The sequence below is a fragment of the Martinezella rhizogenes genome, from assembly GCF_027460065.1.
Classification (GTDB): Bacteria; Pseudomonadota; Alphaproteobacteria; order Rhizobiales; family Rhizobiaceae; genus Agrobacterium; species Agrobacterium rhizogenes_C.
Window position 1 is genome coordinate 126,054 of sequence record NZ_JAPYZZ010000016.1, and the last position, 26,386, is coordinate 152,439.

Genomic DNA, 26,386 nt, shown 5'->3' on the forward strand with positions numbered 1-26,386 from the left:
TCTCGTTACTTGCCGATCTTGTCCTGCGTCTTCGTCTCGAAGTCGGAGGCATCGTGGCGTTCATGCAGTTGTTCGGACGGATCGCCCGAGGTCTTGTTGACGATCACGCCGCGTTTTACCGCCGGGCGTTCGCCGATTTCAAGCGTCCAGCGCATGAGGTTCTTGTAGCCATCGCCTTCAAGGAAAGCGCCGGCATCACCATAGGCCTGACCGAGCGCGATCTTGCCATACCACGGCCAGACGGCCATGTCGGCAATCGTGTATTCGTCACCGGCCAGATAACGGTTCTCCGCCAGATGCCGGTCCAGCACGTCCAGCTGGCGTTTCACTTCCATGGCGTAACGATCGATGGCGTATTTGATCTTTACCGGCGCATAGGCGTAGAAATGCCCGAAACCGCCGCCGAGAAAGGGGGCGGAGCCCATCTGCCAGAACAGCCAGTTCAGCGCCTGCGTGCGGGCATTGCCCTCTTTCGGCAGGAAAGCGCCGAATTTTTCCGCGAGATAAACGAGGATCGAACCGCTTTCGAAAACCCGCGTCGGCTCTGATGTCGAATGATCCATCAGCGCCGGGATCTTGGAATTCGGATTGACACCGACAAAACCGGAACCGAACTGGTCGCCTTCACCGATCTTGATCAGCCACGCATCATATTCTGCGCCCTTGTGGCCAGCGGCCAGCAATTCTTCCAGCATGATGGAAACCTTCTGGCCGTTCGGCGTCGCCAGCGAATAAAGCTGCAGCGGGTGCTTGCCAACAGGCAGTTCCTTTTCATGGGTGGGACCGGCAATCGGGCGGTTGATATTGGCGAACTGACCGCCATTGCCCTTGTCCCAGGTCCAGACCTTGGGCGGTTCATATCCGGCGGGGAAATTATCGGCGGAGGAATTTTCGGCCATGAAAATGTGTCCTTGTTCGTTTCGGGAGGACATCCGGACATCCGGGCGCCTGAACATCAATATAGTAAGGTGGCCGAAGCATTTTTCCAGCCCCGCAGCGGATCAGAGCGGAATAGTATCGTGTTTCTTCCAGCGGGTTTCGACGCTCTTGCCACGCAGCGACGCAAACGCGCGGGCGATGCGGCGGCGTGAGGAATGCGGCATGATGACCTCGTCGATGAAACCGCGCTCTGCCGCCACGAAGGGATTGGCGAAACGCTCCTCATATTCCTTCGTGCGCGCGGCGATCTTCTCGGGATCGGCAAGCTCGGAACGATAAAGGATTTCCGCCGCCCCCTTGGCGCCCATGACGGCGATTTCCGCCGTCGGCCAGGCGTAGTTCACATCTGCGCCAATGTGTTTGGAGGCCATCACGTCATAAGCACCGCCATAGGCCTTGCGCGTAATCAGCGTCACCATCGGCACCGTTGCCTCCGAATAGGCGAAGAGAAGTTTTGCGCCGTGCTTGATGACGCCGCCATATTCCTGCGCCGTGCCGGGCAGGAAACCCGGCACATCCACCAGCGTCAGCAGCGGAATGTTGAAGGCATCGCAGAAGCGCACGAAACGGGCGGCCTTGCGCGAACTGTCGATATCGAGGCAGCCGGCCAGCACCATCGGCTGGTTGGCCACAACCCCCACCGTCTGGCCTTCGAGACGGATGAAGCCGGTGATGATGTTGCGGGCAAAGGCCTCCTGCAACTCAAAGAAATCGCCCTCGTCGGCCAGCGCGTGGATCAGTTCCTTCATGTCGTAGGGCTTGTTGGAACTGTCGGGGATCAGCGTATCCAGCCGTGCTTCCAGCCGCGCCGGATCGTCATGGAACGGACGTACCGGCGGCTTTTCGCGATTGTTGAGCGGCAGGAAATCGAACAGCAGCCGCACATTTTCCAGCGTTTCGATGTCGTTTTCGTAAGCGCCGTCAGCGACAGAGGATTTTTTCGTATGGGTGGAGGCCCCGCCCAGCTCTTCGGCCGTGACGATTTCGTTCGTCACCGTCTTCACCACATCCGGCCCGGTGACGAACATGTAGGACGTGTCGCGCACCATGAAGATGAAATCCGTCATGGCGGGCGAATAAACGGCACCGCCGGCACATGGCCCCATGATGACGGAGATTTGCGGCACGACGCCGGAGGCGACGACATTGCGCTTGAAGACGTCGGCATAACCGCCAAGCGAGGCCACGCCTTCCTGAATGCGCGCGCCGCCGCTGTCGTTGAGCCCAATCACCGGCGCGCCGTTCCTGACCGCCATATCCATGATCTTGCAGATTTTCTGGGCGTGGGTTTCCGAGAGCGAACCGCCAAGCACGGTGAAATCCTGGGAAAAAACATAGACCTGCCGGCCATTGATGGTGCCCCAGCCGGTAACGACGCCATCGCCGGCGATCTTCTGGGCCGCCATGCCGAAATCCACCGCCCGGTGGGTGACATACATGTCGTATTCTTCGAAGGAACCTTCATCCAAAAGCACGTCGATGCGCTCGCGCGCCGTCAGCTTGCCCTTGGCATGCTGCGCCTCGATGCGCTTGACGCCACCGCCGAGCCTTGCCTCTTCCCGCCGCGTTTCCAACTGCTCCAGAATGCCGGGCATGTTTCCTCCATGCGTTGCCATTACGATCCATAGCCCAGAAAATAGTCGTCCAGAAGCCTTGATCGTGCGCGTATGCGTGCCATAAATATTTGCAATATTAAATTTTGCAAAGTTGCAACATGGCGACGGAAAAACTCTTCATCGGCCGCAAGGTTCGCGGCCTTCGCGAAAATGCCCGCGCCACGCAGGCGCAATTTGCCGAACGGCTGGGCATCTCCGCAAGTTACCTGAACCAAATCGAAAACAACCAGCGCCCGGTTTCGGCCAGCGTTCTGGTGACGCTGGTGGAAAAATTCCAGCTCGACATGGCGGAACTGGCGACCGGCGAGAACGACCGGCTGGTTTCCGCCGTGCGAGAGGCACTGAAAGATCCGCTGTTCATGAATTACGAACCGGGACTTCAGGAATTGAAGCTGATTGCCCAGAACGCTCCCGGTTTTGCCCATGCGCTGCTGCGCGCCCATCAGGCCTATCGCCAGAACAGCGAGCAGCTGGTGCAGCTGGACGACCGGCTGGGCCGCGGAACCGCGCAGGTGGAAAGAACCCCCTATGAGGAGGTGCGCGATTTCTTCCACTTCGTCGACAATTACGTCGCCGAGATCGATCTTCTGGCCGAGGAGCTGGGGCAGGAACTGGAGATAGAAGGCGGCGAGACCTACGGCATTCTGGCGGCACATCTGCGCAACCGTTACGGCATCCATATCACCCGAACGGAGGCGGCGGGCGGTCTGATCCGGCACTACGATCCTGCCGGCAAAACCCTCGCGCTCAGCTCCTACATGGCCGCGCCGACCCGCAGCTTTCAGCTGGCATTGCAGATCGCCCAGCTTCACGCCGGCGCTTCGATAGACAGGCTGCTGGCCGGCGCCGGTTTCCGCAATGCCGAAGCCGCGGAAATCTGTCGTATCGGGCTGCATAATTATTTCGCCGCAGCCCTCATCCTGCCCTATGGCCGCTTTCACCGGGCGGCGCAGGAACTGCGCCATGATCTCGAGCTTCTGGCCGTGCGTTTCGGCGCAAGCCTCGAACAGGTGGCGCATAGGCTCAGCACGCTGCAACGGCCGGGCTTGAAGGGCGTGCCGATCTTTTTTGCCAAGATCGACCGCGCCGGCAACATCACCAAACGCCACAGCGCTACACGACTGCAATTTGCCCGTTTCGGCGCGGCCTGTCCGCTGTGGAACATCCATCAGGCTTTCGAAAGCTCCGACAGGATCGTGCGGCAGCTGGCGGAAACGCCTGACGGCGTGCGCTATCTTTCCATTGCCACGCAGATCGAAAAGGCCGGTGCCGGTTTCAATACCGAGAGGCCGCGTTACGCCATCGCGCTTGGCTGCGAAATTTCCCATGCGCAGAATTTCGTTTATGCCGATACGCTCGATCTCGGCAATTCAGCCTCCTTCAAACCGATCGGCATTTCCTGTCGGGTCTGCGAAAGGGTGGATTGCGTGCAGCGCGCCGTACCGCCGCTGAAACGCAAACTGCAATTCGACCACCTATCGCGTGGAGCATTGCCCTACAGCATCGCAGATTTTTAGCCTCACGCAGCTCGCTTATGGCAGCGGCACCATCGCGCGACGCATGATATTGGCATAATAACCCCAGAAAAGCCGGGCGGCCACGGAGCGCCACGGCGACCAGAGTGTCGCCCGCTCCGCCAGCCATTTCGCTTCCGGCCTCACTTCCAGATCAAGCGCATGCGCCACTGCCGATCTCAGCGCCACATCCCCCACCGGAAAAATATCCGGATATCCGCCGCAGAACATCAGATAGACCTCCGCCGTCCATGGGCCGATACCACGAAGCGCGACCAGCTCGGAAAGGGCATTTCCCGGCTCATTGCGCACCACGCCATCAAGATCGATCTGCCCTTCCGTGACGGCACGCGCCAGCCCTTCCAGCGTCGTTGCCTTGGCACGGGAAAGGCCAAAGGTGGCGCGCCGCTCCTCCGGTACGGCGAGATAATTTTCCGCCGTAACCGCGCCATCGGTGCCGGCAAGGATTCGTGCCCAGATGGCATTGGCGCTGGCGCGCGACACCATCTGCGAGACGATGATATGGGCAAGGCCGGCAAAGCCGGGCTCATGAATGCGCAGTTCCAGCGGGCCGGCTTTTTCGATGACGAGGCTGAGCGCGGGATCGAGGCGGGCGAGATGCTCCAGCCCTTCGTTGATATCATCCATTCTGGTAATGATTTTCATCTTCGCATTCCGTATCCGCCCCACACGCAGCCGGCTGGCGGGGTGCTTTAAAACATGGCAGAAGAAACCATGCCTTCGCCTCTCCGTCAAAAACCGGTTTACCGCTTTGCGCCAAGCCCCAACGGCTTGCTGCATCTCGGCCATGCGCTTTCCGCCTTCCTGAACCATGATATGGCGCAGGACAATGGCGGCCGTTTTTTGCTGCGTATCGAGGATATCGATCAGACACGGTGCACGCCGGAACTTGAGCAGGCGATCTACGATGATCTCGGCTGGTTGGGTCTCGACTGGGAAAGGCCGGTGCGACGTCAATCAGACCATTTCGACGAATATCGGGTAGTGCTGGACAGGCTGATCGACGCGGGCCTTGCCTACCCCGCCTTTCTCAGCCGTGGAGAAACCAAAGCCATCGTCAAAGCCTTCGAGGCCGATGGCGGGCTCTGGCCCCGCGATCCAGATGGCGCGCCGCTCTATCCATCGGTGGACCGCGAAAGGCCCGAGGCGGAACGGACAAAACTCCTCGCCTCCGGTCAGCAACATGCCTGGCGGCTTGATATGGAAAAGGCGATCCGCGCCGTCGACAGCCCCCTGTTCTGGCAGGAGAGCGGCGATGGCGAGACGGGGAAAATCGAGGCCCAGCCGACACTCTGGGGTGATGTGGTGCTGTCACGTTCCGACGCGCCTTCGAGCTATCATCTTTCCGTCGTGGTGGATGATGCGCTGCAGGGCATAACCCATGTGGTGCGCGGCATGGATCTGTTCCATGCGACCGCCATCCACCGGCTGCTGCAGCACCTGCTGGCCCTGCCGCAACCCGCCTATCACCATCACCGGCTGATTTTGGGCGCGGACGGGCGAAAGCTTTCGAAAAGCGAAGGCAGCACCGGCCTTGCCGCTCTCCGTGCCGAAGGTGCAACGCCCTCAGATATCCGCCGGCTTGTCGGCCTCCTCTAGCGCCCGCTCGCGGCGCGTGCCATTGCTGCCGATATTGCGGCGGATGATCTGCCGAACCTTGTATTTCATCAGGGCCGCATTCACCTCCGCGCCCAGCATGAAGATGACGCCGACCATATACAGAAACACCAGAACCACCATGACGGATGCCAGACCCGCATAGGTGGCGGCATAATTGGCGAAGGTGGAAAGATAATAGGCGAAGATCGCCGCACCGATGACCCAGAAGATCATCGTCAACAGAATACCGGGCCAGACATCCCAGATGCGGCGCTTGCCGGCGGGCAACCACAGATGCGCCGCCACCAGCCCCGCCGTCAGCACCACGATCGTGCCGTAAAGGCCGAGGCTGGAGACGGTGTTCAGCAAATCCGTCAACCAAGGGAACCGTTGCTCGGCAAAGGACATGGCGACCGGCACGGCGACGAGCACGATGCTGATGCCGGTAAAGACCACCACGGCAATCAGCACGTAGAGCAGGCTGAGCAGGCGGGTGATATACCACCAGCGTGTCTCGGTGACGCGATAGGCGCGGTTCAGCGAAATGCGCAGTGCTTCGACACCGTTGGAGGCGAAGTAGGCGGCGGCCAGCACCGAAATCGTCAGCAGCCCGCCGCGCGGAATGGTCAGCACCTGCTGCACCTGCGCCGCCAGCGGCCCGGCAATCGCCTCCGGCCAGGTATCGAAAATCAGATGCACCGCCGTTTCGGAAAACTGGTCGGCACCGAGAAAACCGGCCAGAGCCGTGCCGAAGATCAGGAACGGGAATAGCGCCAGCAGAATGGAGAGCGCCATATGGCTCGCCATCGCCCAGCCGTCATCCTCGGCGAAATGGGAATAGGCATCGAAGGCAACCTTGCCTGCCAGGCGCACTGCGGCAACCATGTCACCTCCATTCATCGGCATTTCATTTGTAACTTCGCCCCGAATATGGGAAGTCAGCTTCGTTTTGTACAGCGCGCAGGCCGGGCTTTCGGTTCCATTGCCGAAAAGGATTTCGCGCAATTTAGTTTTGTGAACCTGAGCGCAACTTGGCGCAAAGACCATTGGCGGGGCGGAACATGTCTGAAAAACCGGTCATCATCATTACCGGATGTTCTTCCGGCATCGGCGCCTATTGCGCCGGCGCGCTTCAGCGGGATGGCTGGCGGGTTTTTGCCACCGTGCGCCGCATCGTCGACATGGCCGCGCTTGAAAATCAGGGCATCGAAACCCTGATCATGGATTACACCAAGCCCGAAACAATTGCCGCGCTGGTGGACACTGTTGCCGCCCGGACCGGCGGCCGTATCGATGCGCTTTTCAATAATGGCGCCTATGGCCAGCCGGGCGCGGTGGAAGACCTGCCCGTCGAAGCGCTGAGAGCCCAGTTCGAAACCAATGTCTTCGGCTGGCACGATCTCACACGGCGGGTCATTCCCTTCATGCGGGCTCGCGGCACCGGCCGCATCGTGCATTGCTCCTCCATTCTCGGCCTCGTGCCCTATCGTTATCGTGGCGCCTACACCGCATCGAAATTTGCGATCGAAGGGCTCGGCGTCACCTTGCGCATGGAGCTTCAGGGCAGCGGCATCCATGTGAGCCTGATCGAACCCGGTCCGATTACCTCGAAATTCACGGCAACGGCGCTTGCCCACGTCAAGGACAAGATCGATCTGGAAAATTCGGCCCATGCGGCGGAATATAAACGTCAGCTGGCGCGCATGGATGGTTCGGGGCCGGTCAACCGCCACAAGCTCGGCCCCGAGGCCGTTTATGCCGTGCTGAAACATGCCCTGACCGCCGCCAGACCGAAACCGCATTATCCCGTCACGGTTCCAGCCAAACAGGGGCTTATCCTGAAACGGCTCTTGCCTGCCGGACTGTTCTATCGTCTGCTGCGCAGATTCGATTGAGGAGGAGTAACCCCTAAATGTCCGGCTTCACCACTGTTCTGGCCCTTATCGCCATGGGCCTTGTCGTCATCGTGCTGATACGCGGCCTCTTCAACATGCTGAAGGGACAGGACGCCAACCGGTCCAACAAGCTGATGCAGCTTCGCCTGCTTTTGCAGGCCATCGCGATTGTGCTGATCATGCTCACCCTCTGGCTCACCGGTGGCGGCCGCTGACATGGTGAAGCTGAACAAGATCTACACCCGCACCGGAGACAAAGGCACGACGGCGCTGGTTTCCGGCCCGCGCCGCCTGAAGCACGATCTTCGCGTCGAGGCTTATGGCACGGTCGACGAAACCAATTCGGCCATCGGCGTCGCGCGGCTCCATACGGGCGGGGTGGAAACATTGGATGCCATGCTGTTCCGCATCCAGAACGATCTTTTCGACCTCGGCGCCGATCTCGCCACGCCTGATAATGGCGAGCCGCTTTCCTACGAGCCGCTGCGCATTGTCGAAAGCCAGGTCACGCGTCTGGAAAACGAAATCGACGAGCTTAATTCCGCCCTTGAACCGCTCACTTCCTTCGTGCTGCCGGGCGGCAGCGCGGCAGCCGCCAATCTGCACATGGCGCGAACCGTCTGCCGCCGGGCGGAGAGGTTGATGGTGGAACTTTCCGTCACTGACAACGAGATCGTCAGTCCGGCGGCGCTGAAATATGCCAATCGCCTGTCCGATTTCCTGTTCGTCGCCGCCCGCTTCGCCAATGATGCGGGCCGGGCCGATATTCTGTGGGTTCCCGGCAAGAACCGCTAAAGCCTATCCATGGGGCAAACGAAGGGCGTTCGATGTTCATACCGCTGCACGATGCGAATTCCCTCAAACAAATCCGGCTGCAATATGTCACCATCGGCCTGATCGTCGTCAATGTGCTGGTCTGGCTGTTTACCCGCGTGCTTGCCAGTGACGTGCAGGCCAATGCAGCAACGCTAGGCCTCGGTTTCATCCCCGCCGTGGTATTCGATTACGCCCATCTGGAACCGGCCCTGCAGGTGGTGCCTGACGATCTCACCGTCGTTACCTATGCGTTCCTGCATCTCGATTTCTGGCATCTGGCCGGCAACATGCTGTTTCTCTGGGTCTTCGGCGACAATGTCGAGGATGCGCTTGGCCATCTCCGGTTCCTGATCTTCTACCTCGTCTGCGCGATTGCCGGCGCCCTGTTTCATGGCTTTGTCGCCCCCACTTCGGAAGGGCCTCTGATCGGTGCCTCGGGTGCGGTTTCCGGCGTGGTAGCGGCCTATTTCCTGCTGCATCCCAGGGTGCGTGTCTGGGTGCTGGTCCTGATGCGCATTCCGCTTCCCCTGCCCGCCTTCATTCCGCTGGCGCTGTGGATCGGTCAGCAGTTTCTGATGCTGGCTCTGGGGCTGGAGGAAAACGTTTCCTGGGGCGCGCATGTGGGCGGCATCCTGGCGGGCGCGATCATGGTGATTTTCATGCGCAGGCCGGGTGTTCCCCTGTTTGACCGCACCATTGTTGCGCCGAGGGCGGCGCAGTTCAAGAATACGTCGCAAACGGCAGGGTTGTCGCAAATCGAACGGGGCTATGACGGGGGTAGATGAGAGCTCTCGTCAGAGATACAGTATTTACGTTAACGTCAACGTAAGATATGCCTTACGTGCATGTGATAATGAAGATTGCTCCGTTGTATTTGCGGGAAAAATGCTTATCCATGTCGCCACCTGTTTTTGGAGGTCCGCGCGGTTTACCCGCCCCGCGGACAGGAGTTTGAGGAAAGCCGCCGATGAAAATCCTTGTCCCCGTTAAACGAGTCGTCGATTACAACGTGAAGATCCGCGTGAAGGCGGATGGTTCTGGCGTTGAGCTTGCCAATGTGAAGATGTCGATGAACCCGTTCGACGAAATCTCGGTGGAAGAGGCCCTTCGCCTGAAGGAAGCCGGCAAGGCCGAAGAGGTCGTGGTCGTTTCCATCGGCCCGGCCAAGGCGGAAGAAACGCTGCGCACCGCGCTCGCCATGGGTGCAGACCGCGCCATCCTGATCGAGACCGACGAAACCGTCGAGCCGCTCGCCGTCGCCAAGCTGCTGAAGGGCGTGGCCGAGGCTGAGCAGCCCGGTCTTGTCATCGTCGGCAAGCAGGCGATCGACGACGATTCGAACCAGACCGGCCAGATGCTGGCAGCCCTGCTCGGCTGGGGCCAGGGCACGTTTGCCTCCAAGGTCGTACCGGCTGACGGCAAGGTCGCGGTCACCCGTGAAGTCGATGGCGGCCTGCAGACCGTCGAACTGAAACTGCCAGCCGTCGTCACCACCGATCTTCGTCTGAACGAGCCGCGTTACGCCTCGCTGCCGAACATCATGAAGGCAAAAAAGAAGCCGCTCGACAAAAAGGCTCCGGCCGATTTCGGCGTCGACGTTTCGCCGCGCCTGAAGGTGCTGAAGACCGAGGAGCCGGCGGGCCGCAAGGCCGGCATCAAGGTCGGCTCGGTTGCCGAGCTGGTCGAAAAGCTCAAAGCCGACGGCGTCCTCTAAGGTTTCGGAAAAGGGAGATATTCTTATGGCCATTCTTCTTCTGGCAGAACACGACAACGCAACCCTTTCCGACCTGACGGCAAAGACGCTGACGGCGGCAACGCAAATCGGCGGCGACGTGCATGTGCTGATCGCCGGTTCGGGCGCCAAGGGCGTTGCTGACGCGGCGGCGAAACTTTCCGGCGTCTCCAAGGTACTGCTCGCTGACGACGCATCCTATGCCAACGCGCTCGCCGAGCCGCTGGCAGCGCTGGTCGTTTCGCTCAGCCCCGCCTATGACGTCATCATCGCACCGGCAACGGCTTCGGCCAAGAACGTGACGCCGCGCGTTGCGGCACTTCTCGACGTGGCGCAGGTCTCGGAAATCATCGAAGTCGTATCGCCAGATACCTTCAAGCGTCCGATCTATGCCGGCAACGCCATCCAGACGGTGCAGGCAACCGACGCCAAGAAGGTCATCACCGTGCGCCCGACCGCCTTTGCGGCCGCCGCCGAGGGTGGTTCGGCACCGGTCGAGACGATCGCTGCTGCTGAAAATCCCGGTGTCTCCAGCTTCGTTTCCGACGCGCTCGCCTCATCCGACCGTCCGGAGCTGACCTCTGCGAAGATCATCATCTCCGGTGGCCGTGCGCTTGGCTCGTCGGAGAAGTTCAAGGAAGTCATCCTTCCCGTCGCCGACAAGCTCGGTGCCGCCGTTGGCGCGTCGCGCGCCGCCGTCGACGCCGGTTATGCGCCGAACGACTGGCAGGTAGGCCAGACCGGCAAGGTGGTTGCGCCGCAGCTTTACATCGCTGCCGGTATTTCGGGCGCCATCCAGCATCTGGCCGGCATGAAGGATTCGAAGGTCATCGTCGCCATCAACAAGGATGAAGAAGCGCCGATTTTCCAGGTTGCCGATTACGGTCTCGTTGCAGACCTGTTCGAGGCACTGCCGGAACTGCAAAAAGCCCTTTGATTTTAAATAGATGATGAAGGCGGCGCGTTTTTTGAACGCGCCGCCTTCTCTTTTTCGGCGATATGCGTAACATCGCCAGCGAATTTGCAGATGCATCACATGGGAGAACCGCATATGACCGCCCCCTTTAAAAACATCGGTGTCATCGGAGCCGGTCAGATGGGATGCGGCATTGCGCATGTTTCCGCCATTGCCGGCTACCGGGTCCATATCTACGATCTTTCGAAGGAAGGCATCGAGGCCGGCCTTGCCACGATCAACGGCAATCTTGCCCGCCAGGTGACCAACGGCAAGCTTTCCGACGACGCCCGCAAGCAGGCGCTGACGCTCATCAGCGGATCGACCGACGTCAATGATCTGGCGCCGATGGATATCGTCATCGAGGCCGCCACGGAAAACGAAGAGATCAAACGCAAGATTTATGCGCAGGTCTGCCCGGTCCTGAAGCCGGAAGCGCTTCTCGCCACCAATACCTCTTCCCTTTCCATCACCCGTCTTGCATCGGCGACGGACCGCCCTGAACAGTTCATGGGCATCCACTTTATGAACCCGGTGCCCGTCATGAAGCTGGTGGAACTGGTGCGCGGCATCGCCACCAACGAAAAGACCTTCGACGCGGCGAAGGCCTATGTGCGGACGCTTGAAAAAGCGATCACCGTCGCCGAGGATTTTCCGGCCTTCATCGTCAACCGCATCCTGCTTCCGATGATCAACGAGGCGATCTACACGCTTTACGAGGGCGTCGGCTCGGTGGAAGCCATCGACACCGCCATGCGGCTCGGCGCAAACCACCCGATGGGTCCGCTGCAGCTTGCCGATTTCATCGGTCTCGATACGTGTTTGTCGATCATGCAGGTGCTGCATGACGGTCTCTCCGACAGCAAGTACCGCCCGTGCCCACTGCTGGTCAAATATGTCGAGGCCGGCTGGCTCGGCCGCAAATCCGGCCGCGGCTTCTACGATTACCGCGGCGAAACGCCGGTTCCGACACGATAAAGATCAGCCTCAGCGCGGGAGAGAAAAGTCTCTCCCGAAAGCCGGCTTACTTAGCGGCTGCGGCCGTCACCAACGCCTTCGCATCTTCGCTGTCCCAAGCCGCCGGGCCGTTCATGGCGCCCAGCAGGCAGCCGTTTTCATCCAGCAGCAGGGTGGCAGGCAGGCCGAAAGCGAGACCTTCCTTTTTCAGAACGTTGAAGACGCTCATGGAACTGTCGCGGTAATGCTTCAGCGCGTCGATCTTGTATTCATCCATGAAGGCTTTCGGCTTTTCATCCGCGCCGACATCGATATTGACGGCCACAACTTCGAACTTGTCACCGCCCTTTTCCTTCTCCAGCGCATTCAGAGCCGGCATTTCTTCGCGGCAGGGCACACACCATGTAGCCCAGAGATTGAGAAGAACCGTCTTGCCCCTGAGATCGGCAAGCGTCATGTCCTTGGCCTCGGGCCCCTTGAAGGAAAGCGGGATGACGCGCGGTCTATCCGCCGCCGACATGGCGGCCACCTGCCCCTTCAGAAACGGTTTCAACGAGGCGATGCGGTTTGCCGCACCCTCACATAAACCGCCCTCTGCCACCGCTGCCCCTTGAACCGGGCTCTCAGACCCAATATGCCTGAACCAGACCGCGCCTGCGCCGGCGAGCACACCGGCAACGGCAGCAATTGCAACCAACTTGGCGGAAGGAAGCCTGAACGGCGTTTTTTCTGTCATCGAATACTCCAGGGCACTGCGAACATGGCTGACGGCACAGATCAGAAATCCTCCAACCAGATGTGGGGCGGACGTTTTGCTTCCGGGCCATCTGCCATCATGGAAGAGATAAATGCCTCCATCGGCTTCGACAAGAAGCTTTACGCCCAGGACATCCGCGGCTCTATGGCGCATGCCACCATGCTGGCGGAAAAAGGCATTATTTCGCAGGAAGATAAAGAGAAGATCGTTCACGGGCTGAACACGATCCTGTCAGAGATCGAAGCCGGCACCTTCGAATTCTCGCGCAAGCTCGAAGATATTCACATGAACATCGAGGCGCGCCTTGCAACCCTCATCGGCACGGCAGCCGGCCGCCTGCACACCGCCCGCTCGCGCAACGACCAGGTGGCGCTCGATTTCCGCCTGTGGGTGAAGGAAGAATTGCAGAAGACCGAGGGCATGTTGACCGCCCTCATTGCCGCCTTCCTCGATCGCGCCGAAGAAAATGCCGATACCGTGATGCCGGGCTTCACCCATCTGCAGACGGCGCAGCCGGTGACCTTCGGCCACCATTGCATGGCCTATGTGGAAATGTTCGGCCGTGACCGCGCCCGCGTGCGCCACGCCATCGAGCATCTGGACGAAAGCCCGATCGGCGCTGCCGCCCTTGCCGGCACCGGCTACCCCATTGACCGCCATATGACAGCCAAGGCGCTCGGTTTCCGCGAGCCGACCCGCAACTCCATCGACACCGTATCCGACCGCGATTTCGCGCTGGAATTCCTGTCGATCGCCTCGATCTGCGCCACGCATCTGTCGCGTCTCGCTGAAGAAATCGTGATCTGGTCGACGCCGCAATTCGGCTTCATCCGTTTGTCGGATGCCTTCTCCACCGGCTCCTCGATCATGCCGCAGAAGAAGAACCCGGACGCCGCCGAACTGGTGCGCGCCAAGACCGGCCGCATCAACGGCTCGCTGGTGGCGCTGCTGACTGTCATGAAGGGCCTGCCGCTCGCCTATTCCAAGGATATGCAGGAAGACAAGGAACAGGTTTTCGACTCCGCCGAAAGCCTGGAATTGGCGATTGCCGCCATGACCGGCATGATCCGCGACCTTGAAGTGCGCAAGGACCGCATGCGTGCGGCGGCCGGTTCGGGCTATTCCACAGCCACCGATCTCGCCGACTGGCTGGTGCGCGAGGCGGGCCTTCCCTTCCGCGATGCCCACCATGTGACCGGCAATGCCGTCGCGCTGGCGGAAAAGAAAGGCTGCGATCTGGCCGATCTTTCGCTGGAAGAATTGCAGGCCATCCACCCCGACATCACCAACGGCATTTTCGACGTTCTCTCGGTCGAGGCATCGGTCGCCAGCCGCACGAGTTTCGGCGGCACCGCTCCTTCGGAAGTGAGGAAGCAGATCGCCTGGTGGCGTGGCCGCAACTGATAAATTCACGTTACGCTGCGATCACAAGAAACAGGGTGCACAAGCGCCCTGTTTTTCGTTATCAGAGAAGCACATATTTCCTTTGGACAGGCTCATGCTTTCAAAAACCGCGCGCAAACTCATCGTTCCCATCGGCATGACGCTCGCCGTCAGCCTTGCTCTCAGCGCCTGTGGGCGCAAAGGCGACATCGACCCGCCGAGCACGCCGGTCGAAATGCGCAACAAACGCGCCGCCGATGGCAGCGAGCCGAAGCCCGCGACGGCGGAACGGCCGTTCATCCTCGACAAGCTTCTCTGACGGGTAAAAAGCCGTGAACCATTTTGGCTATATCGACGGCGTGCTGCACGCCGAAAACGTGCCCGTGCCTGAGATCGCCAAGGCGGTCGGCACGCCTTTCTACGTCTACTCCACTGCGACGCTGGAACGCCACTACAAGGTGTTCGCAGGCGCTTTCGCCGATGTGGACGCCATGGTCTGTTACGCCATGAAGGCCAACTCCAATCAGGCGGTGCTAAAGACGCTGGCAAAGCTCGGCGCCGGTATCGATGTCGTCTCCGGCGGCGAATTGCGCCGCGCGCTGGCTGCCGGCGTGCCCGCAAACCGCATCATGTTCTCCGGCGTCGGCAAGACCGTTGCCGAAATGGATTACGCGCTGGAAGCCGGCATCTATTGCTTCAACATCGAATCCGAGCCGGAACTGGAAGTTCTCAACCTGCGCGCCGTGAAAGTGGGCAAGCGGGCGCATGTTTCCTTCCGCATCAATCCAGATGTGGATGCGCGCACCCACGCCAAGATTTCCACCGGCAAGAAGGAAAACAAGTTCGGCATTTCCTATGAGCGGGCGCGCGCGGTCTATGCCCATGCCGCCACCCTGCCCGGCATCGAAGTGACCGGCATCGACATGCATATCGGCAGCCAGATTACCGAATTGCAGCCTTTCGAGGATGCATTCCGGCTGCTGCGCGAACTCGTGGAAGTGCTGCGTACCGATGGCCATGTGATCAGCCACGTCGATATTGGCGGCGGGTTGGGTATTCCCTATCGCGACGACAACAATCCGCCGCCGCTGCCGGATGCCTATGCGCATATCGTCAAGAACGAGCTGAAGAGCCTCAACTGCAAGATCGTCACCGAACCCGGCCGCCTGATTGTCGGCAATGCCGGCATTCTGGTGACGGAAGTGATTTATGTGAAAGATGGCGGCGACAAGACCTTCGTCATCGTCGATGGTGCCATGAACGACCTTATCCGCCCCACGCTTTACGAGGCCTATCACGGCATCCGCCCGGTGGTGCAGCCCTCGGAAGACGCGCCGCGCATCAAGGCCGATATTGTCGGCCCGGTCTGCGAGACCGGCGATTATCTGGCGCTCGACCGCGAAATGGCGGCACCGCAGCCGGGTGATCTGATCGCCGTCAGCTCCGCAGGCGCCTATGGCGCGGTGCAGGCAGGCACCTATAATTCGCGCCTGCTGGTGCCGGAAGTGCTTGTCAAGGGTGACAAGTTCCACGTCATCCGCCCGCGCGGTACCTATGAGGAACTGATCGCCCTCGATTCCGTGCCCGCCTGGCTCGATTGACTCTGCGCAATCGATCACAATCAAGCGAAGCTGCCTAAAAAATGGGGGTGAGGGCCTAGGTGCCCTCGTCTTCGCCACAAAGAATGTTATCCTTGCCCCTGTGATATGAACAGCTCGCCGTTCCGGGAATGGCGTTCGACGTGGCCAGAACCGGGAGAACGGATTGATGACCACAGCGGGAGAGGACAGGACAGGCAGAAGGCGCCCGACCGGCGCATTCGCGCAGCGGCCGGACCTTGCCCGCCGGGTTGCGGCCAAGCGGTTCTTCGCGAAAATCGTGCTGCTCTCGGAGAAGATCGCGCCGAAAACGCTCTGGCCTCTGTCCATCGCCGCCGTATTTCTGGCGCTTGCCTGGTTCGGCCTTTACCGTCATATGCCGGATTTCCTGCGGCTCGGCATCGTTTTCGTTCTGGTTTTCGGATTTATCGCCATGCTCTTGCCGATCCTTCGGCTGAAATGGCCGACGGATCATGAGGCCTCACGTCTTCTTGAAGATCGCAACGGCCTGGCGCACCAGCCGGTCGGCGTGCAGGAAGACGAACCGGCCTTCGATACGCCTTTTTCCCGCACGCTCTGGAAAGAACACCAGATCCGCATGGCTGAGCGCATTGCTGCGCTTAATGCCGGCCTGCCGAAACCCGATATCGCCCGTTATGACCGTCTGGCGCTGCGCGCCATTCCGGCGCTGCTTCTGGTCACTGCTTTCGGTTTTTCCTATTCAAACGGCGCGGGCACGGTTGCCGATGCCTTCCGCAGCCGGCCGGCTGTCGGTCCGCTCAACCCAGATATCCGTCTCGACGCCTGGGTCACCCCGCCCGCCTATACCGGCCGCGCGCCGATTTTCCTGACCGGACGTGACGCAACGAACCGTGACGCGGTTTCCGTGCCGCAATCCTCCAGGCTGACGATCCGCATGACCGGCGGCGATGGTGGTGAGGAAGTAACCTTCGAACCGGAAATGGCAGGCGCTTTGCAGAAGCTTGCGCCCGAAGCCGCGCGCGCCGACAGTGCAAGCGGCGAGGTCGCTGTCCAGACACCAACCCGCTCCGCGGATCAGCCCGTCGCACCGCGCACTTTCGCGATGGATGTCACCGAAAGCGGCATGATCACCGCCAATGGCGAACAATGGCTGTTCAACGTCATTCCCGACCAGCCGCCCAGCATCGCCTTCGACAATATGCCGCACCGCGCCGTTAATGGTGCGCTGGAAATCGGCTTCACCGCCAAGGACGATTATGGGCTGAAGGAAGCCCATGCCATCATCGAACCTGTGGGCGTTGCGGAAGGCGCGACAGCACTTTACCCGCCGCCGGAATTCAAGCTCGATCTGCCGCGGCAGAACAATCGCGAGATCAAGGGGCTGACCAGCCGCAACCTGACCGAACACCCGATGGCCGGCAAACGCGTGCGCATCACGCTTGTCGCGACTGACGGTGCCGGCCAGACCGGCCGCAGTCCTGCGCATGAAATGGTACTGCCGGGCCGCAACTTCTCCGAACCGCTGGCGGCTGCCATCGCCGAACAGCGACAGATTTTCTCGCTCGACACGCGCCAGATGCCGAAGGCGATCGCCTATAATGAGGCGGTGGCATTGCGCCCGGAAGAGACCATTCCCAACACCACGCATTATCTCCTGCTGCAATCGGCGCAGACGCGGATGCGTCTCGCCTATAATGAGGAAATGCTGAAGAACACGGCCGATTATCTCTGGGAGATCGCGCTCGGTATCGAGGATGGCGATCTTTCGCAGGCGGAAAAACGCCTGCGCGATGCGCAGACCGCGCTTTCCGAGGCGCTACAACGCAATGCCTCTGATGAGGAAGTTGCCAAGCTGATGCAGGAGCTGCGCGAAGCCATGCAGCAGTTCATGAGCGAGCTTGCGCAGCGCATGCAGAACGCGCCGCAAACCAACATGAACCAGCAGACCCAGAACGTGCTGCGCCAGCGCGATCTGGAAAACATGATGAACCAGATCGAGAACCTTGCCCGTTCCGGCAACCGCGATGCGGCGCAGGAAATGCTCTCGCAGCTGCAGCGCATGATGAACAATCTGCAGGCTGGCCGACCACAACGTCAGGGCCAGCAGGGGCAGCAGCAGAGCAGCAAGATGCGCCAGCAGATCGATAAGCTGGGCGAAATTCTCCAACAGCAGCAGAAGCTGATGGACGAGACCTTCAAGCTCGACCAGGCACTTCGAGACCGCATGCAGCGCGGCGACCCGCAGCAGGGCCGCGAAGGCGAAGACGAGCAGCAGATGGGCGAAAACGGCCAGCAGCCGCAGCAGGGCCAGCAAGGTCAACAGGGGCAACAAGGCCAGAATGGTCAGCAGGGCGGACAACAGCCGAGTGACCAGATGACCGCTGAACAGCTACGCGAGGCATTGAAAAACCTGCGAGCGCAGCAGGATGCGCTCGGCAAACAGCTCGGCGAGCTGCAGCAGGGCCTTCGTGATCTCGGCATGGAACCGGGCGAAAACTTCGGTAAGGCGCAGCAGGAAATGCAGGGCGCCGGCGAAGCGCTAGGCAAGGGTCAGGGCGAACAGGCCGTAGAAGGCCAGGGCAATGCGCTGAACGCACTGCGACAGGGCGCACAGGACATGATGGGCCAGATCATGCAGGCCATGCGCCAGCAAGGCCAGCAGCCCGGACAGGGACAGGAAGGCATGGCCGGCCAGGGCGGACAGAACGGCCGTGACCCGCTCGGCCGCCCGCGCAGCACCACCGGTCCGGATTTCGGCGATCAGGTGAAGGTGCCTGACGAGATCGACGTGCAGCGTGCCCGTGAAATTCTCGAGGCTATCCGCGAAAAACTCGGCAATAACCCGCCAGGTGAAGTAGAACGGCGTTATCTGGAACGGTTGCTGGATATACGGTGAGGATCGGAAAGATTTCTACTGAAGGGTAACCATCCCCTCGGCGTCATCCTCGGCCTTGTGCCGAGGATCTAATCACGTCGAATAAAATCAATCGGTTGCAGATCCTCGGGACAAGCCCGAGGATGACGCCGGAGAGTTTGGTGTGATCAGTCATCCCACAGTCAACGCTGCGCTTCATTAAGTGTCAATTCCGTCGCATTTTGATAAAATCAAAAAAATCAATGCCATGCACTTCGTCCGCAAATTTAAACCGGACAACAGTGGCCTTGTGCCGAGAATCCGGCAACCTATAATAAATCGACACGTCGCAGATGCTCGGAACAGGCCCGAGCATGACGGAGGAGCGAGCTGACAACTCCTCGACAAAAAAAAGCGGCCCGCGGGCCGCCCTTTAATCTCTGCGATCCTGTCGCTCAGGCCGCCAGCGCCCGTGCCACAGCCTTGCGAATATCCGGCAGCGCAAAGGGCTTGGAAACCACATCCACGATCTTCGTCGCCAGATCATCGGCCCGTTCACGCTGCTCAGCATAACCCGTCATCAGCAAAATGCGCATGGCCGGGAAGCTCTCGGCGGCGCGGTGCGCCAGCTCGATGCCATCCATGACCGGCATGCGGATATCCGAAAGAAGAAGATCGAAACTGGTCTCCTGAAGCTTCTCCAGCCCCTGCTCGCCGTCAGCCGCCTCATGGGTCTCGTGACCGTCGAGACGCAGCGCGCGGGCGACGAAAGCCCGCAATGCATCCTCGTCTTCGGTAATCAGAATTTTCGCCATTACTCATTGCTCCTGGGCATCATTTCCAGCCGTGAGCAACATCGCAGGCTCCTCTTTTCAAGAGGTAAACACCCAGCTTTTGGCTGGGTGAATGGTTAATGAGACGTCTCCGCGCTGTGCCGTTCCGGCACGGCAGATAATGCTCAGGCGTCGCCGGTCACCACACCGACAAAAGGCAGTTCGCGGAAGGCATAAGCCACGTCCATGCCGTAACCCACGACGAAATAATCAGGACATTCGAAACCGACATAGTCGGCCTCCAGATCTTCCTTGCGCTTGACCTTCTTGTCGAGCAGCACGGCAATGGTGACGTTGCGCGCGCCGCGCTCGTAAAGCAGTTCCTTGGCAAAACGCAGCGTGCGACCGGATTCGAGAATATCATCGATGAGAAGGACATCACGGTCCTTCACGTCGCTGTCGATATCCTTGACGATCCGCACCCCTTGCGAGACCGTGCCAGCGCCATAGCTCGACAGCGTGATGAATTCGACTTCGGGGGCAAGGCCGCTGTCATGCAGCGCGCGGATAAGGTCGGCCGCGAAAATGAACGATCCCTTGAGCACGGCAATGACCAGCAAATCCTTGGTCGGGCCACCGGCAATATGCTTGGCCATATCGCGATTGCGCTCGGCGATCTGCTCGGCGGTATAAAGCGGCTCGATGTTTTTTCCACGGACGACGGGCATTCTTACTCCTGTGCTGCGCCTTGCCGATTTTACCTTTCAGTAAAAATACGAAGATCACGCGTTAGCACAGTCAACGTTCGGACGCACCCGCCTCAACAAAGGAAAGCTTGATCTCGGGCGTTTTTCCACCGGGATGGCGCAGTTTTGCTGAAAAACCGTGGCTGAAACCGGGCTGCATCTCCTTGACCGGCGGCTCGATGACCATGCTGGCCACCAGCTGTCCCTTGGCGGCGAAAAGATCGGCGCGAAGGGCCGGCACCTCTTCCAGATTGCCGCCATTGTTTTCAACGATGCCGTTGATGAGCAATATATCCATGCCGCCCGCTTCCTGCGGCGTGATGGTGACATGGGAAATGGCGAGCGGGTTTACCGAGGCGGCGACCGCCGACGTTTCCGGCACCACGACAGACAGACCACCGGAGCAGACGAAAACGAAAATGGCGAGCCCCGCCACCAGCGCCGAATAGGCATCGGCCGACAGGCGCGACAATCTGCGATCGAGCCAGCCGATGAAGGCAAGGCCAAGCGCACCGATGGTGACGGGTGGTTTTGCCATTTGCCGACGTGTCGCACCGCGATTGTCGTTTCCGGGCTGGCGGACACGGTTTTCCTTGATGGTGACAAATTCCGCGTCTACGACATCGCGGTCGGGATTTGCCGCCCGCGCCGTCCGGCGCGCCGGTGTTTCCGGCATCAGGAGGTCAAAATCGAATGCCGCTTGCCGGCGAGATGAACGGAACATAGCCATAGAATTCCTTGGGTGAGGTTTTCCGGCCCGCAAAACTGGGCATTGCAACGAATCCTGCCAAGTTTTAAATTTAATTGGTTAATGCTTCGCAAAAACGGCTCGCACAGGCCACCGGAACCGGGTTAAACCGCGCCGCCCGGGCCTCTGCGCTTTCGGCTTGCGAAACACCACGAAACGAAGAGACTGGAAGTCCGTTGATCCATTTCGAAAATGTCGGGTTGCGTTACGGCATGGGACCCGAGATCCTGAGGGACATGACCTTCGATATCCCCAAGGGTTCGTTCCAGTTTCTGACCGGCCCGTCGGGTGCCGGCAAGACCTCGCTGCTGCGCATGCTTTTAATGTCGCTGCAGCCCACCCGCGGCCATATCCGCATGTTCAATCGCGATGTGTCGCGCATTCCGCGCAGCGAGCTGCCGATGCTGCGCCGCCGTGTCGGCATCGTGTTTCAGGATTTCCGGCTGCTGGATCATCTGACGACCTATGAGAATGTCGCCCTGCCGCTGCGCGTGCGCGGCAAGGAAGAAAGCGCCTATCGCAACGACGTGATCGAGCTTCTGAAATGGGTTGGGCTTGGCGAGCGCATCAATGTGCTGCCGGCCATCCTTTCCGGCGGCGAAAAGCAGCGTGCCGCCATTGCCCGCGCCCTGATGGACCAGCCGGAAATCCTGCTGGCCGACGAGCCGACCGGTAACGTCGATCCGCCGATGGCCAAACGCCTTCTCAACCTCTTCCTTGAACTTAACCGGCTGGGCACGGCTGTCGTCATCGCCACCCATGATTTTGGGCTCATGGACCAGATCGACGCGCGCCGGATGATCCTGACCGAAGGGCGGCTCGATATCTATGAATGAGATCTCCCGCAAGCCCTTGAAACCCGAAGCGGCCCAGCCAAAACGCCCGCCCATGCGCATCCGCCCCATGGCGCCCATTCTGCCGCCGTCAAACATTCAGGGCAACGCGCTAATGGTGGTTATCGCCATCATGGCCTTTCTCGCCTGCCTGACGCTCGGCGCGGTCTCCATGGTGCGCGCCACCGCCGCCACCTGGCAGAGCCAGATTTCCCGCGAGATCACCATCCAGATCAAGCCCGAAGACGGGCTGGACATGAATGCTGCACTCAACAAGGCACGCAATCTGGCGCTGACCTTCGTCGGCACCCGCGACGGCACGATCCTCGACGATGCGGCGACATCGCGTCTGCTGGAGCCGTGGCTCGGCAGCGGCCTCGACCTTTCCGAACTTCCCATACCGCGCCTCGTCGTCATCACCATCGATGAAAGCAACCCGCCCGATTTCCAGGCCATGCGGGACATGCTGAAGACGGAAATCCCGCAGGCCTTTCTGGACGACCACCGCACCTGGGTCGACAGGCTGGTTTCCATGGCCAGAACCACGGTCATGATCGGCGTTGGCGTGCTCATCCTCGTCTTCACGGCCATGGTGCTGACGGTGGTATTCGCTACGCGCGGCGCGCTTTCCGGCAACCGGCACATCGTCGAAGTGCTGCATTTCGTCGGTGCCGAAAGCAGCTTCGTGGCGCGTGAGTTCCAGAAGCATTTCTTGAAGATCAGCCTCAAGGGCGCCGCGGCGGGCAGCGCACTGGCGGCCGCCGTGTTCCTGGTTGCGGGTTTCTGGCAGTCGAGCACGGTCGCCACGCCGCAGAGCGATCAGGCGAGCGCGCTTTTTGGCTCGTTTTCGGTCGGTCTTGGCGGTTATCTCGGCATTGCCCTGACGATGATCATCATCGCGCTTCTCACCACCATCACGGCGCGCATGACGGTCATCCGCACCATCGACGACATTGACCGTGTCCGGTCGGACCCGTCGAAAAGCGACGGCCTCACATCGTAAAATGACGACCGGAATTCCGTGGGAAAACTGAAACCGTCACACGCCGGATGTAACCTGCGGACGGTGGACAAAAATGCCTGTTCCTTGCCTTAATCGGCGAGTATTCAGGAGGAATGTTTGTGAGTCGGATGGACCAGGATCAGACGACGGCGCGGCCGGCCCAAAAGGGCCTGTTGTCGCGGCGTGGTCGTCTGCGCCGTTTTATCCGCGGTCTCATCCTGGTTTGCGTCATTGCACTCGGCGCATTTTCCGGCGGTTTTTTGTGGTTTGCCGATTCCGTTGCCTCCATGCGCCCGCCGGAAGGGGCAAGAGGCGATGCCATCATCGTTCTCACCGGCGGTTATCAGCGCATCGAACAGGCTGTCGGCCTGCTCAGGGATGGCGTTGGCAAGCGGCTTTTGATATCAGGTGTCAACCCGGCCACCACCCGCTCGCAGATTCGCAAGATGACCCAAGGGTCCTCCGACATGTTCACCTGCTGCGTGGACATGGGCTACAAGGCGATAGATACGATCGGCAACGCCAATGAGGCGGCAAGCTGGATACGCGATCACAACTATTCCTCCATTGTCGTCGTCACCAATAATTATCACATGCACCGTAGCCTGCATGAATTGCGCAATGCCAGCCCGCAGACGGAATTCATCGCCTATCCCGTCATCAGCGCCGATCTCGCCCGCACCAACTGGTTCGTGGAACCGGATGTGGTGAGAACCCTGCTCTACGAATATCTGAAGTTCGTGGCCGCGGCCGGACGCGACCTCACCGGCTTCGGTAAGGGCGACGGTCTGCGCAAGGCCGTCACGGATCACGCCCCACCGAAAGTGACGGCGGCTTCGTCGTAAGCGTCCAGAAACACGCTTGCTGCCGCCCCTTGTTTTCGTGTAGGCGTCTGGCATCGGCATCCGGCATCGAGACGCTCAAAGTTTCGGAACGGCTGCATCCCGGGAAGGCTGTTGATGCTCAAGCTGCGCTCTTTTCTTTTCAATACGCTGTTTTACCTCAATCTGATCGTCCGCATGATCGTGCTGACGCCGATCTATTTCATTCTGCCCCGCAAGATCGCCTTCGAAATTCCCAAGAATTGGGCCCGGTCCAACCATTGGCTGATGAAAACCATCGTCGGCACCACATTCGAAATCGAGGGGCTGGAGAACATTCCGGAGACAGGCTGCATCTTTGCGCCCAAACATCAATCCTTCTGGGATACCTATGCGCTGCTGCCCAATCTGCCGGACCCCGTCTATATTCTGAAACGGGAACTGATGTGGATTCCGCTGTTCGGCTGGTATGTGATGAAACAGCGAATGATCCCGGTCAACCGCGCCGCGCGCGGCAAGGTGATGCTGAAGGTGATGGAGCGGGCGAAAGAGGAAATGGCCGCAGGCCGCGAACTCATCATCTATCCGGAAGGTACGCGCCGCCCGCCGGGCGCGGAACCCGAATATCGTTACGGCATCGCAAGGCTTTACCGTGACCTTCAGGTGCCGGTCATTCCCGTCGCCATGCACCCCGGCCTCTTCTGGCCGCGCCGGTCCACCATGCGTTATCCCGGCCATTTCAAGGTGCGTATCCTGCCAGCCATCGAGCCGGGGCTCGACCCCGACGTGTTTTTCAAGCGCCTGATCGAGGTGACGGAAAAGGCGAGCGACGAGCTCCTTCTGGAAACCGCGCGCAACAACCCGCATTTGCCGCTACCACCGACCGCCGTGAAACGGATTGCCGAACTTCAGGGCAAGGACACAACGGCCGGCTAAGCCGAAAGCGTACCGACGCGCGCGGCGATGCTTTCGAGCAGCGAGTCGCGAATGCCCATCTCCTGCAGATGCTGCACGGTGTTGAAGACATAATCCGTGTTCGGCCCGGATCGCCCCGTTGCGGCCGCGATGATGACGGCCGATTCGGCAATGCCGAGACCGCCGATATATTGCTCATGGGCGGGATCGGCCACATAGGTCACCGCGCTGCCGCGCCGACCATTGGCGAGCGCAATGGAAACCACCCGCTCCTTGTAGACATTCGTCACCAGTTCACGCTCGCGCAGATAGGCCATGACGGGATCATGGTCCTTGCCCCGCACGCGGAAAGCGACGCCAAGGCAGGAGCCGCCGCGCTCCAGGCCGAGAACAAGGCCGGGCTTCTCGTCCGTGCCTCTGTAAAAATTGGAACTGATGCAGAGCGAACGCCGATAGCCATGCAGCCGGGCCTGCTGCCTCTCCTCGAAAGCGAAGCCGGGGTTCCACATCAACGAACCGTAGCCAAAGACCCAAAAATCGTCCATATCCCAAGCCAAATCAAAAATATCTGAAGTCTGTTCATCGGAGATCAATATGGCAGCGTCAAGCCAATCCGGCACGGCCAAAAAATTCCTCTGGCTCGCCGTCGCCATCGTGGTGGTTATCGGACTTTATACCGCCGGGTGGTTTTACGCCGCAGAGCGACTGAAGCAGACGGTGCTGAATGTCATCTCCCCCTCGCAGGCCCGCAGCGTCAGCGGCGAATGCGGTGATATCGCCTTCAAGGGTTATCCCTTCCGCATCGGCCTTTTCTGCTCCAAGGTGACGGTGGACGACAGCCAAAACGGCGTTTCCGCTTCCTTCGGCGAACTCCGCTCGGCGGCACAGGTCTATAATCCCGGCCACATCGTCTGGGAACTCGATTCGCCCGCAGAAATCCGCTCGGCCCACGGCCTGACGATTTCGGCCGCATGGAAGAATATGCAGTCCAGCATCGTCACCAAGCTGAAGGGCATCGACCGCAGCTCGCTCGTCATCGACGGGCTGAAGGCGCAGGCGGTCTCCACCGTCACTGGCCAGACCATCGACTTCGATGCCGTCAAGACGGAAATGCATCTGCGCCAGAACGGCGCCGATCTCGATGGCGCTATCACGCTCACCGATTCGGCAACCGTCATCAAGGACTGGCCGCAGGTCCTTCCCCGCCTCGACGCTATCCTGGATGTCACGCTCGCGGGCAAGGCGGGCATGGTGGATGGCAGCGACAAGTCAGGCCTTTATGGCACAAGCGGCGAGCTTCGCCGGCTGGTCGCCGATATTGGCGAGGGCCGCACCATGCGCATCAGCGGCCCCTTCTCCTTCGACAATGAGGGTTATCTCTCCGGCCAGTTCAAGCTGGAAATCGAAAAGCTCGGCTCCTGGTCGGACAATGCCAAACAGGCATTTCCGCAGCTGCAATCCACCATCGATACCGCCCGCAAGCTGCTCGGTGCACTCGCCGGCGGCGGTGACAGGGCATCCGTCGATCTCGTTGTGGATCGCGGCCGCGCCACGGTCAGCGGCTTCATTCCTCTGGGCAAGATTCCGCCGATCTGAGGGTTACCCCCTATTCGACGTCATCCTCGGGCTTGTCCCGAGGATCTGCAACGCCTTGATTTTATTGGACGTGATTAGATCCTTGGGACAAGCCCGAGGATTGTTTGTTGCTTTCCGGGTATTGTCGGTGCGGGACTGCGGGCCCTTCACAGCCCGCAGTCCCGGCGGCAGGCAACCGTCCGAGGATCGGGACAACACCCCACGTCATCAAGGTTCCCTGCCGCCTTTGCTTCACCGCTTGGAGAGTTGATTGGGCCGCTGATCGCCACGCCCGCAAACAATCCGAAGCCTGCAAAGGATAGCAGACCTATGGACTTTTTGCACACGCCACCC

At 60.2% G+C, this 26,386-nt stretch carries 28 protein-coding genes; 18 read left to right on the forward strand and 10 right to left on the reverse strand.

Translation table 11 applies throughout. The features are described 5' to 3' along the window. Window positions 1-5: 5 nt before the first annotated feature. Together yghU and O8B93_RS21530 are read right to left on the reverse strand one after the other, a co-directional pair. On the reverse strand, window positions 6-899 hold the full coding sequence (yghU, locus tag O8B93_RS21525) for a glutathione-dependent disulfide-bond oxidoreductase (protein ID WP_269711918.1): 894 nt from the start codon (window positions 897-899) through the stop codon (window positions 6-8). Window positions 900-1,001: 102 nt separating this feature from the next. Next, complete coding sequence (locus tag O8B93_RS21530) at window positions 1,002-2,534, reverse strand: acyl-CoA carboxylase subunit beta (RefSeq protein WP_269711920.1); 1,533 nt, start codon at window positions 2,532-2,534, stop codon at window positions 1,002-1,004. A 119-nt stretch (window positions 2,535-2,653) separates the two neighbouring features. Here O8B93_RS21530 and O8B93_RS21535 point away from each other — a divergent pair, with 119 nt between their 5' ends. Further along, window positions 2,654-4,072 carry a helix-turn-helix domain-containing protein gene (locus O8B93_RS21535; RefSeq protein WP_269711921.1) on the forward strand — a complete coding sequence of 473 codons (1,419 nt, stop codon included), beginning with the start codon at window positions 2,654-2,656 and terminating at the stop codon, window positions 4,070-4,072. A gap of 15 nt (window positions 4,073-4,087) precedes the next feature. On the opposite strand, the gene O8B93_RS21540 is transcribed toward O8B93_RS21535, so the two are convergent. After that, on the reverse strand, window positions 4,088-4,735 hold the full coding sequence (locus O8B93_RS21540; protein ID WP_269711922.1) for a DNA-3-methyladenine glycosylase family protein: 648 nt from the start codon (window positions 4,733-4,735) through the stop codon (window positions 4,088-4,090). 54 nt (window positions 4,736-4,789) lie between these two features. On the opposite strand from O8B93_RS21540, the gene gluQRS reads away from it, so the two are divergent. Then, on the forward strand, window positions 4,790-5,689 hold the full coding sequence (gene gluQRS, locus O8B93_RS21545; RefSeq protein WP_269711923.1) for a tRNA glutamyl-Q(34) synthetase GluQRS: 900 nt from the start codon (window positions 4,790-4,792) through the stop codon (window positions 5,687-5,689). On the opposite strand, the gene O8B93_RS21550 is transcribed toward gluQRS, so the two are convergent. After that, on the reverse strand, window positions 5,657-6,574 hold the full coding sequence (locus O8B93_RS21550) for a YihY/virulence factor BrkB family protein (RefSeq protein WP_269711924.1): 918 nt from the start codon (window positions 6,572-6,574) through the stop codon (window positions 5,657-5,659). The two genes, gluQRS and O8B93_RS21550, sit on opposite strands and share 33 nt — an antisense overlap. Window positions 6,575-6,750: 176 nt before the next feature. Here O8B93_RS21550 and O8B93_RS21555 point away from each other — a divergent pair, with 176 nt between their 5' ends. The 7 genes from O8B93_RS21555 to O8B93_RS21585 all read left to right on the forward strand — a co-directional run bounded on the left by O8B93_RS21555 (window position 6,751) and on the right by O8B93_RS21585 (window position 12,065). Beyond that, window positions 6,751-7,584 (forward strand): SDR family oxidoreductase, encoded by an 834-nt coding sequence (locus O8B93_RS21555; RefSeq protein ID WP_269711925.1) that lies wholly within the window; start codon window positions 6,751-6,753, stop codon window positions 7,582-7,584. Window positions 7,585-7,601: 17 nt separating this feature from the next. Beyond that, window positions 7,602-7,799: a twin transmembrane helix small protein gene (locus tag O8B93_RS21560; protein ID WP_006315578.1), complete on the forward strand. Its 198-nt coding sequence runs from the start codon at window positions 7,602-7,604 to the stop codon at window positions 7,797-7,799. Between the two features lies 1 nt (window position 7,800). Next, the gene (locus O8B93_RS21565) at window positions 7,801-8,379 is read left to right on the forward strand and encodes a cob(I)yrinic acid a,c-diamide adenosyltransferase (protein ID WP_269711926.1); all 579 of its coding nucleotides are present in this window, start codon (window positions 7,801-7,803) and stop codon (window positions 8,377-8,379) included. Between the two features lie 32 nt (window positions 8,380-8,411). Then, window positions 8,412-9,185 carry a rhomboid family intramembrane serine protease gene (locus O8B93_RS21570; RefSeq protein ID WP_269711927.1) on the forward strand — a complete coding sequence of 258 codons (774 nt, stop codon included), beginning with the start codon at window positions 8,412-8,414 and terminating at the stop codon, window positions 9,183-9,185. Between the two features lie 182 nt (window positions 9,186-9,367). Beyond that, complete coding sequence (locus O8B93_RS21575; RefSeq protein WP_022563006.1) at window positions 9,368-10,114, forward strand: electron transfer flavoprotein subunit beta/FixA family protein; 747 nt, start codon at window positions 9,368-9,370, stop codon at window positions 10,112-10,114. Window positions 10,115-10,139: 25 nt separating this feature from the next. Further along, complete coding sequence (locus O8B93_RS21580; RefSeq protein WP_269711928.1) at window positions 10,140-11,069, forward strand: electron transfer flavoprotein subunit alpha/FixB family protein; 930 nt, start codon at window positions 10,140-10,142, stop codon at window positions 11,067-11,069. Window positions 11,070-11,183: 114 nt separating this feature from the next. Beyond that, the gene (locus tag O8B93_RS21585; protein ID WP_080829419.1) at window positions 11,184-12,065 is read left to right on the forward strand and encodes a 3-hydroxybutyryl-CoA dehydrogenase; all 882 of its coding nucleotides are present in this window, start codon (window positions 11,184-11,186) and stop codon (window positions 12,063-12,065) included. Between the two features lie 46 nt (window positions 12,066-12,111). Here the strand turns inward: O8B93_RS21585 and tlpA are convergent, their stop codons facing one another. Next, window positions 12,112-12,780 (reverse strand): thiol:disulfide interchange protein TlpA, encoded by a 669-nt coding sequence (tlpA, locus tag O8B93_RS21590; RefSeq protein WP_269711929.1) that lies wholly within the window; start codon window positions 12,778-12,780, stop codon window positions 12,112-12,114. A gap of 24 nt (window positions 12,781-12,804) precedes the next feature. On the opposite strand from tlpA, the gene argH reads away from it, so the two are divergent. The 4 genes from argH (at window position 12,805) to O8B93_RS21610 (ending at window position 18,660) form a co-directional block, all read left to right on the forward strand. Continuing rightward, a complete protein-coding gene (gene argH, locus O8B93_RS21595) occupies window positions 12,805-14,205 on the forward strand; it encodes an argininosuccinate lyase (protein WP_269711930.1) in 1,401 nt (466 codons plus the stop codon). Window positions 14,206-14,299: 94 nt separating this feature from the next. Beyond that, entirely contained in the window at window positions 14,300-14,503 is a 204-nt protein-coding gene (gene lptM / locus O8B93_RS21600) for an LPS translocon maturation chaperone LptM (protein ID WP_003509930.1), read from the forward strand. Window positions 14,504-14,516: 13 nt separating this feature from the next. Continuing rightward, entirely contained in the window at window positions 14,517-15,785 is a 1,269-nt protein-coding gene (gene lysA, locus O8B93_RS21605) for a diaminopimelate decarboxylase (RefSeq protein ID WP_269711931.1), read from the forward strand. Between the two features lie 166 nt (window positions 15,786-15,951). Beyond that, window positions 15,952-18,660, forward strand: a complete 2,709-nt coding sequence (locus O8B93_RS21610; RefSeq protein WP_269711932.1) for a TIGR02302 family protein — start codon at window positions 15,952-15,954, stop codon at window positions 18,658-18,660. A 413-nt stretch (window positions 18,661-19,073) separates the two neighbouring features. Here O8B93_RS21610 and O8B93_RS21615 read toward each other — a convergent pair whose 3' ends face one another. From O8B93_RS21615 to O8B93_RS21625, 3 genes are all read right to left on the reverse strand, one after another. Further along, entirely contained in the window at window positions 19,074-19,433 is a 360-nt protein-coding gene (locus O8B93_RS21615) for a response regulator (protein WP_006310388.1), read from the reverse strand. A 143-nt stretch (window positions 19,434-19,576) separates the two neighbouring features. Beyond that, entirely contained in the window at window positions 19,577-20,119 is a 543-nt protein-coding gene (gene hpt / locus O8B93_RS21620) for a hypoxanthine phosphoribosyltransferase (RefSeq protein ID WP_003497442.1), read from the reverse strand. Window positions 20,120-20,189: 70 nt separating this feature from the next. Beyond that, a complete protein-coding gene (locus O8B93_RS21625) occupies window positions 20,190-20,861 on the reverse strand; it encodes a hypothetical protein (RefSeq protein WP_269711933.1) in 672 nt (223 codons plus the stop codon). A gap of 200 nt (window positions 20,862-21,061) precedes the next feature. Between O8B93_RS21625 and ftsE the strand changes: the two genes are divergently transcribed. The 4 genes from ftsE to O8B93_RS21645 all read left to right on the forward strand — a co-directional run bounded on the left by ftsE (window position 21,062) and on the right by O8B93_RS21645 (window position 24,478). Further along, window positions 21,062-21,721, forward strand: a complete 660-nt coding sequence (gene ftsE / locus O8B93_RS21630) for a cell division ATP-binding protein FtsE (protein ID WP_269711934.1) — start codon at window positions 21,062-21,064, stop codon at window positions 21,719-21,721. Then, window positions 21,714-22,721, forward strand: a complete 1,008-nt coding sequence (locus O8B93_RS21635; protein WP_269711935.1) for a cell division protein FtsX — start codon at window positions 21,714-21,716, stop codon at window positions 22,719-22,721. Before ftsE ends, O8B93_RS21635 begins: the two co-directional genes overlap by 8 nt. Window positions 22,722-22,849: 128 nt before the next feature. Then, window positions 22,850-23,566: a YdcF family protein gene (locus tag O8B93_RS21640; protein ID WP_269711943.1), complete on the forward strand. Its 717-nt coding sequence runs from the start codon at window positions 22,850-22,852 to the stop codon at window positions 23,564-23,566. 114 nt (window positions 23,567-23,680) lie between these two features. Further along, window positions 23,681-24,478: a lysophospholipid acyltransferase family protein gene (locus tag O8B93_RS21645; protein ID WP_269711936.1), complete on the forward strand. Its 798-nt coding sequence runs from the start codon at window positions 23,681-23,683 to the stop codon at window positions 24,476-24,478. Here the strand turns inward: O8B93_RS21645 and O8B93_RS21650 are convergent. Further along, entirely contained in the window at window positions 24,475-25,002 is a 528-nt protein-coding gene (locus O8B93_RS21650; protein WP_269711937.1) for a gamma-glutamylcyclotransferase, read from the reverse strand. The two genes, O8B93_RS21645 and O8B93_RS21650, sit on opposite strands and share 4 nt — an antisense overlap. A gap of 49 nt (window positions 25,003-25,051) precedes the next feature. Here O8B93_RS21650 and O8B93_RS21655 point away from each other — a divergent pair, with 49 nt between their 5' ends. Beyond that, window positions 25,052-26,053, forward strand: a complete 1,002-nt coding sequence (locus tag O8B93_RS21655; protein ID WP_269711938.1) for a DUF2125 domain-containing protein — start codon at window positions 25,052-25,054, stop codon at window positions 26,051-26,053. A gap of 146 nt (window positions 26,054-26,199) precedes the next feature. On the opposite strand, the gene O8B93_RS21660 is transcribed toward O8B93_RS21655, so the two are convergent. After that, window positions 26,200-26,386 (reverse strand): hypothetical protein (locus tag O8B93_RS21660; protein WP_269711939.1); only part of this gene is annotated, 187 nt, incomplete at its 5' end.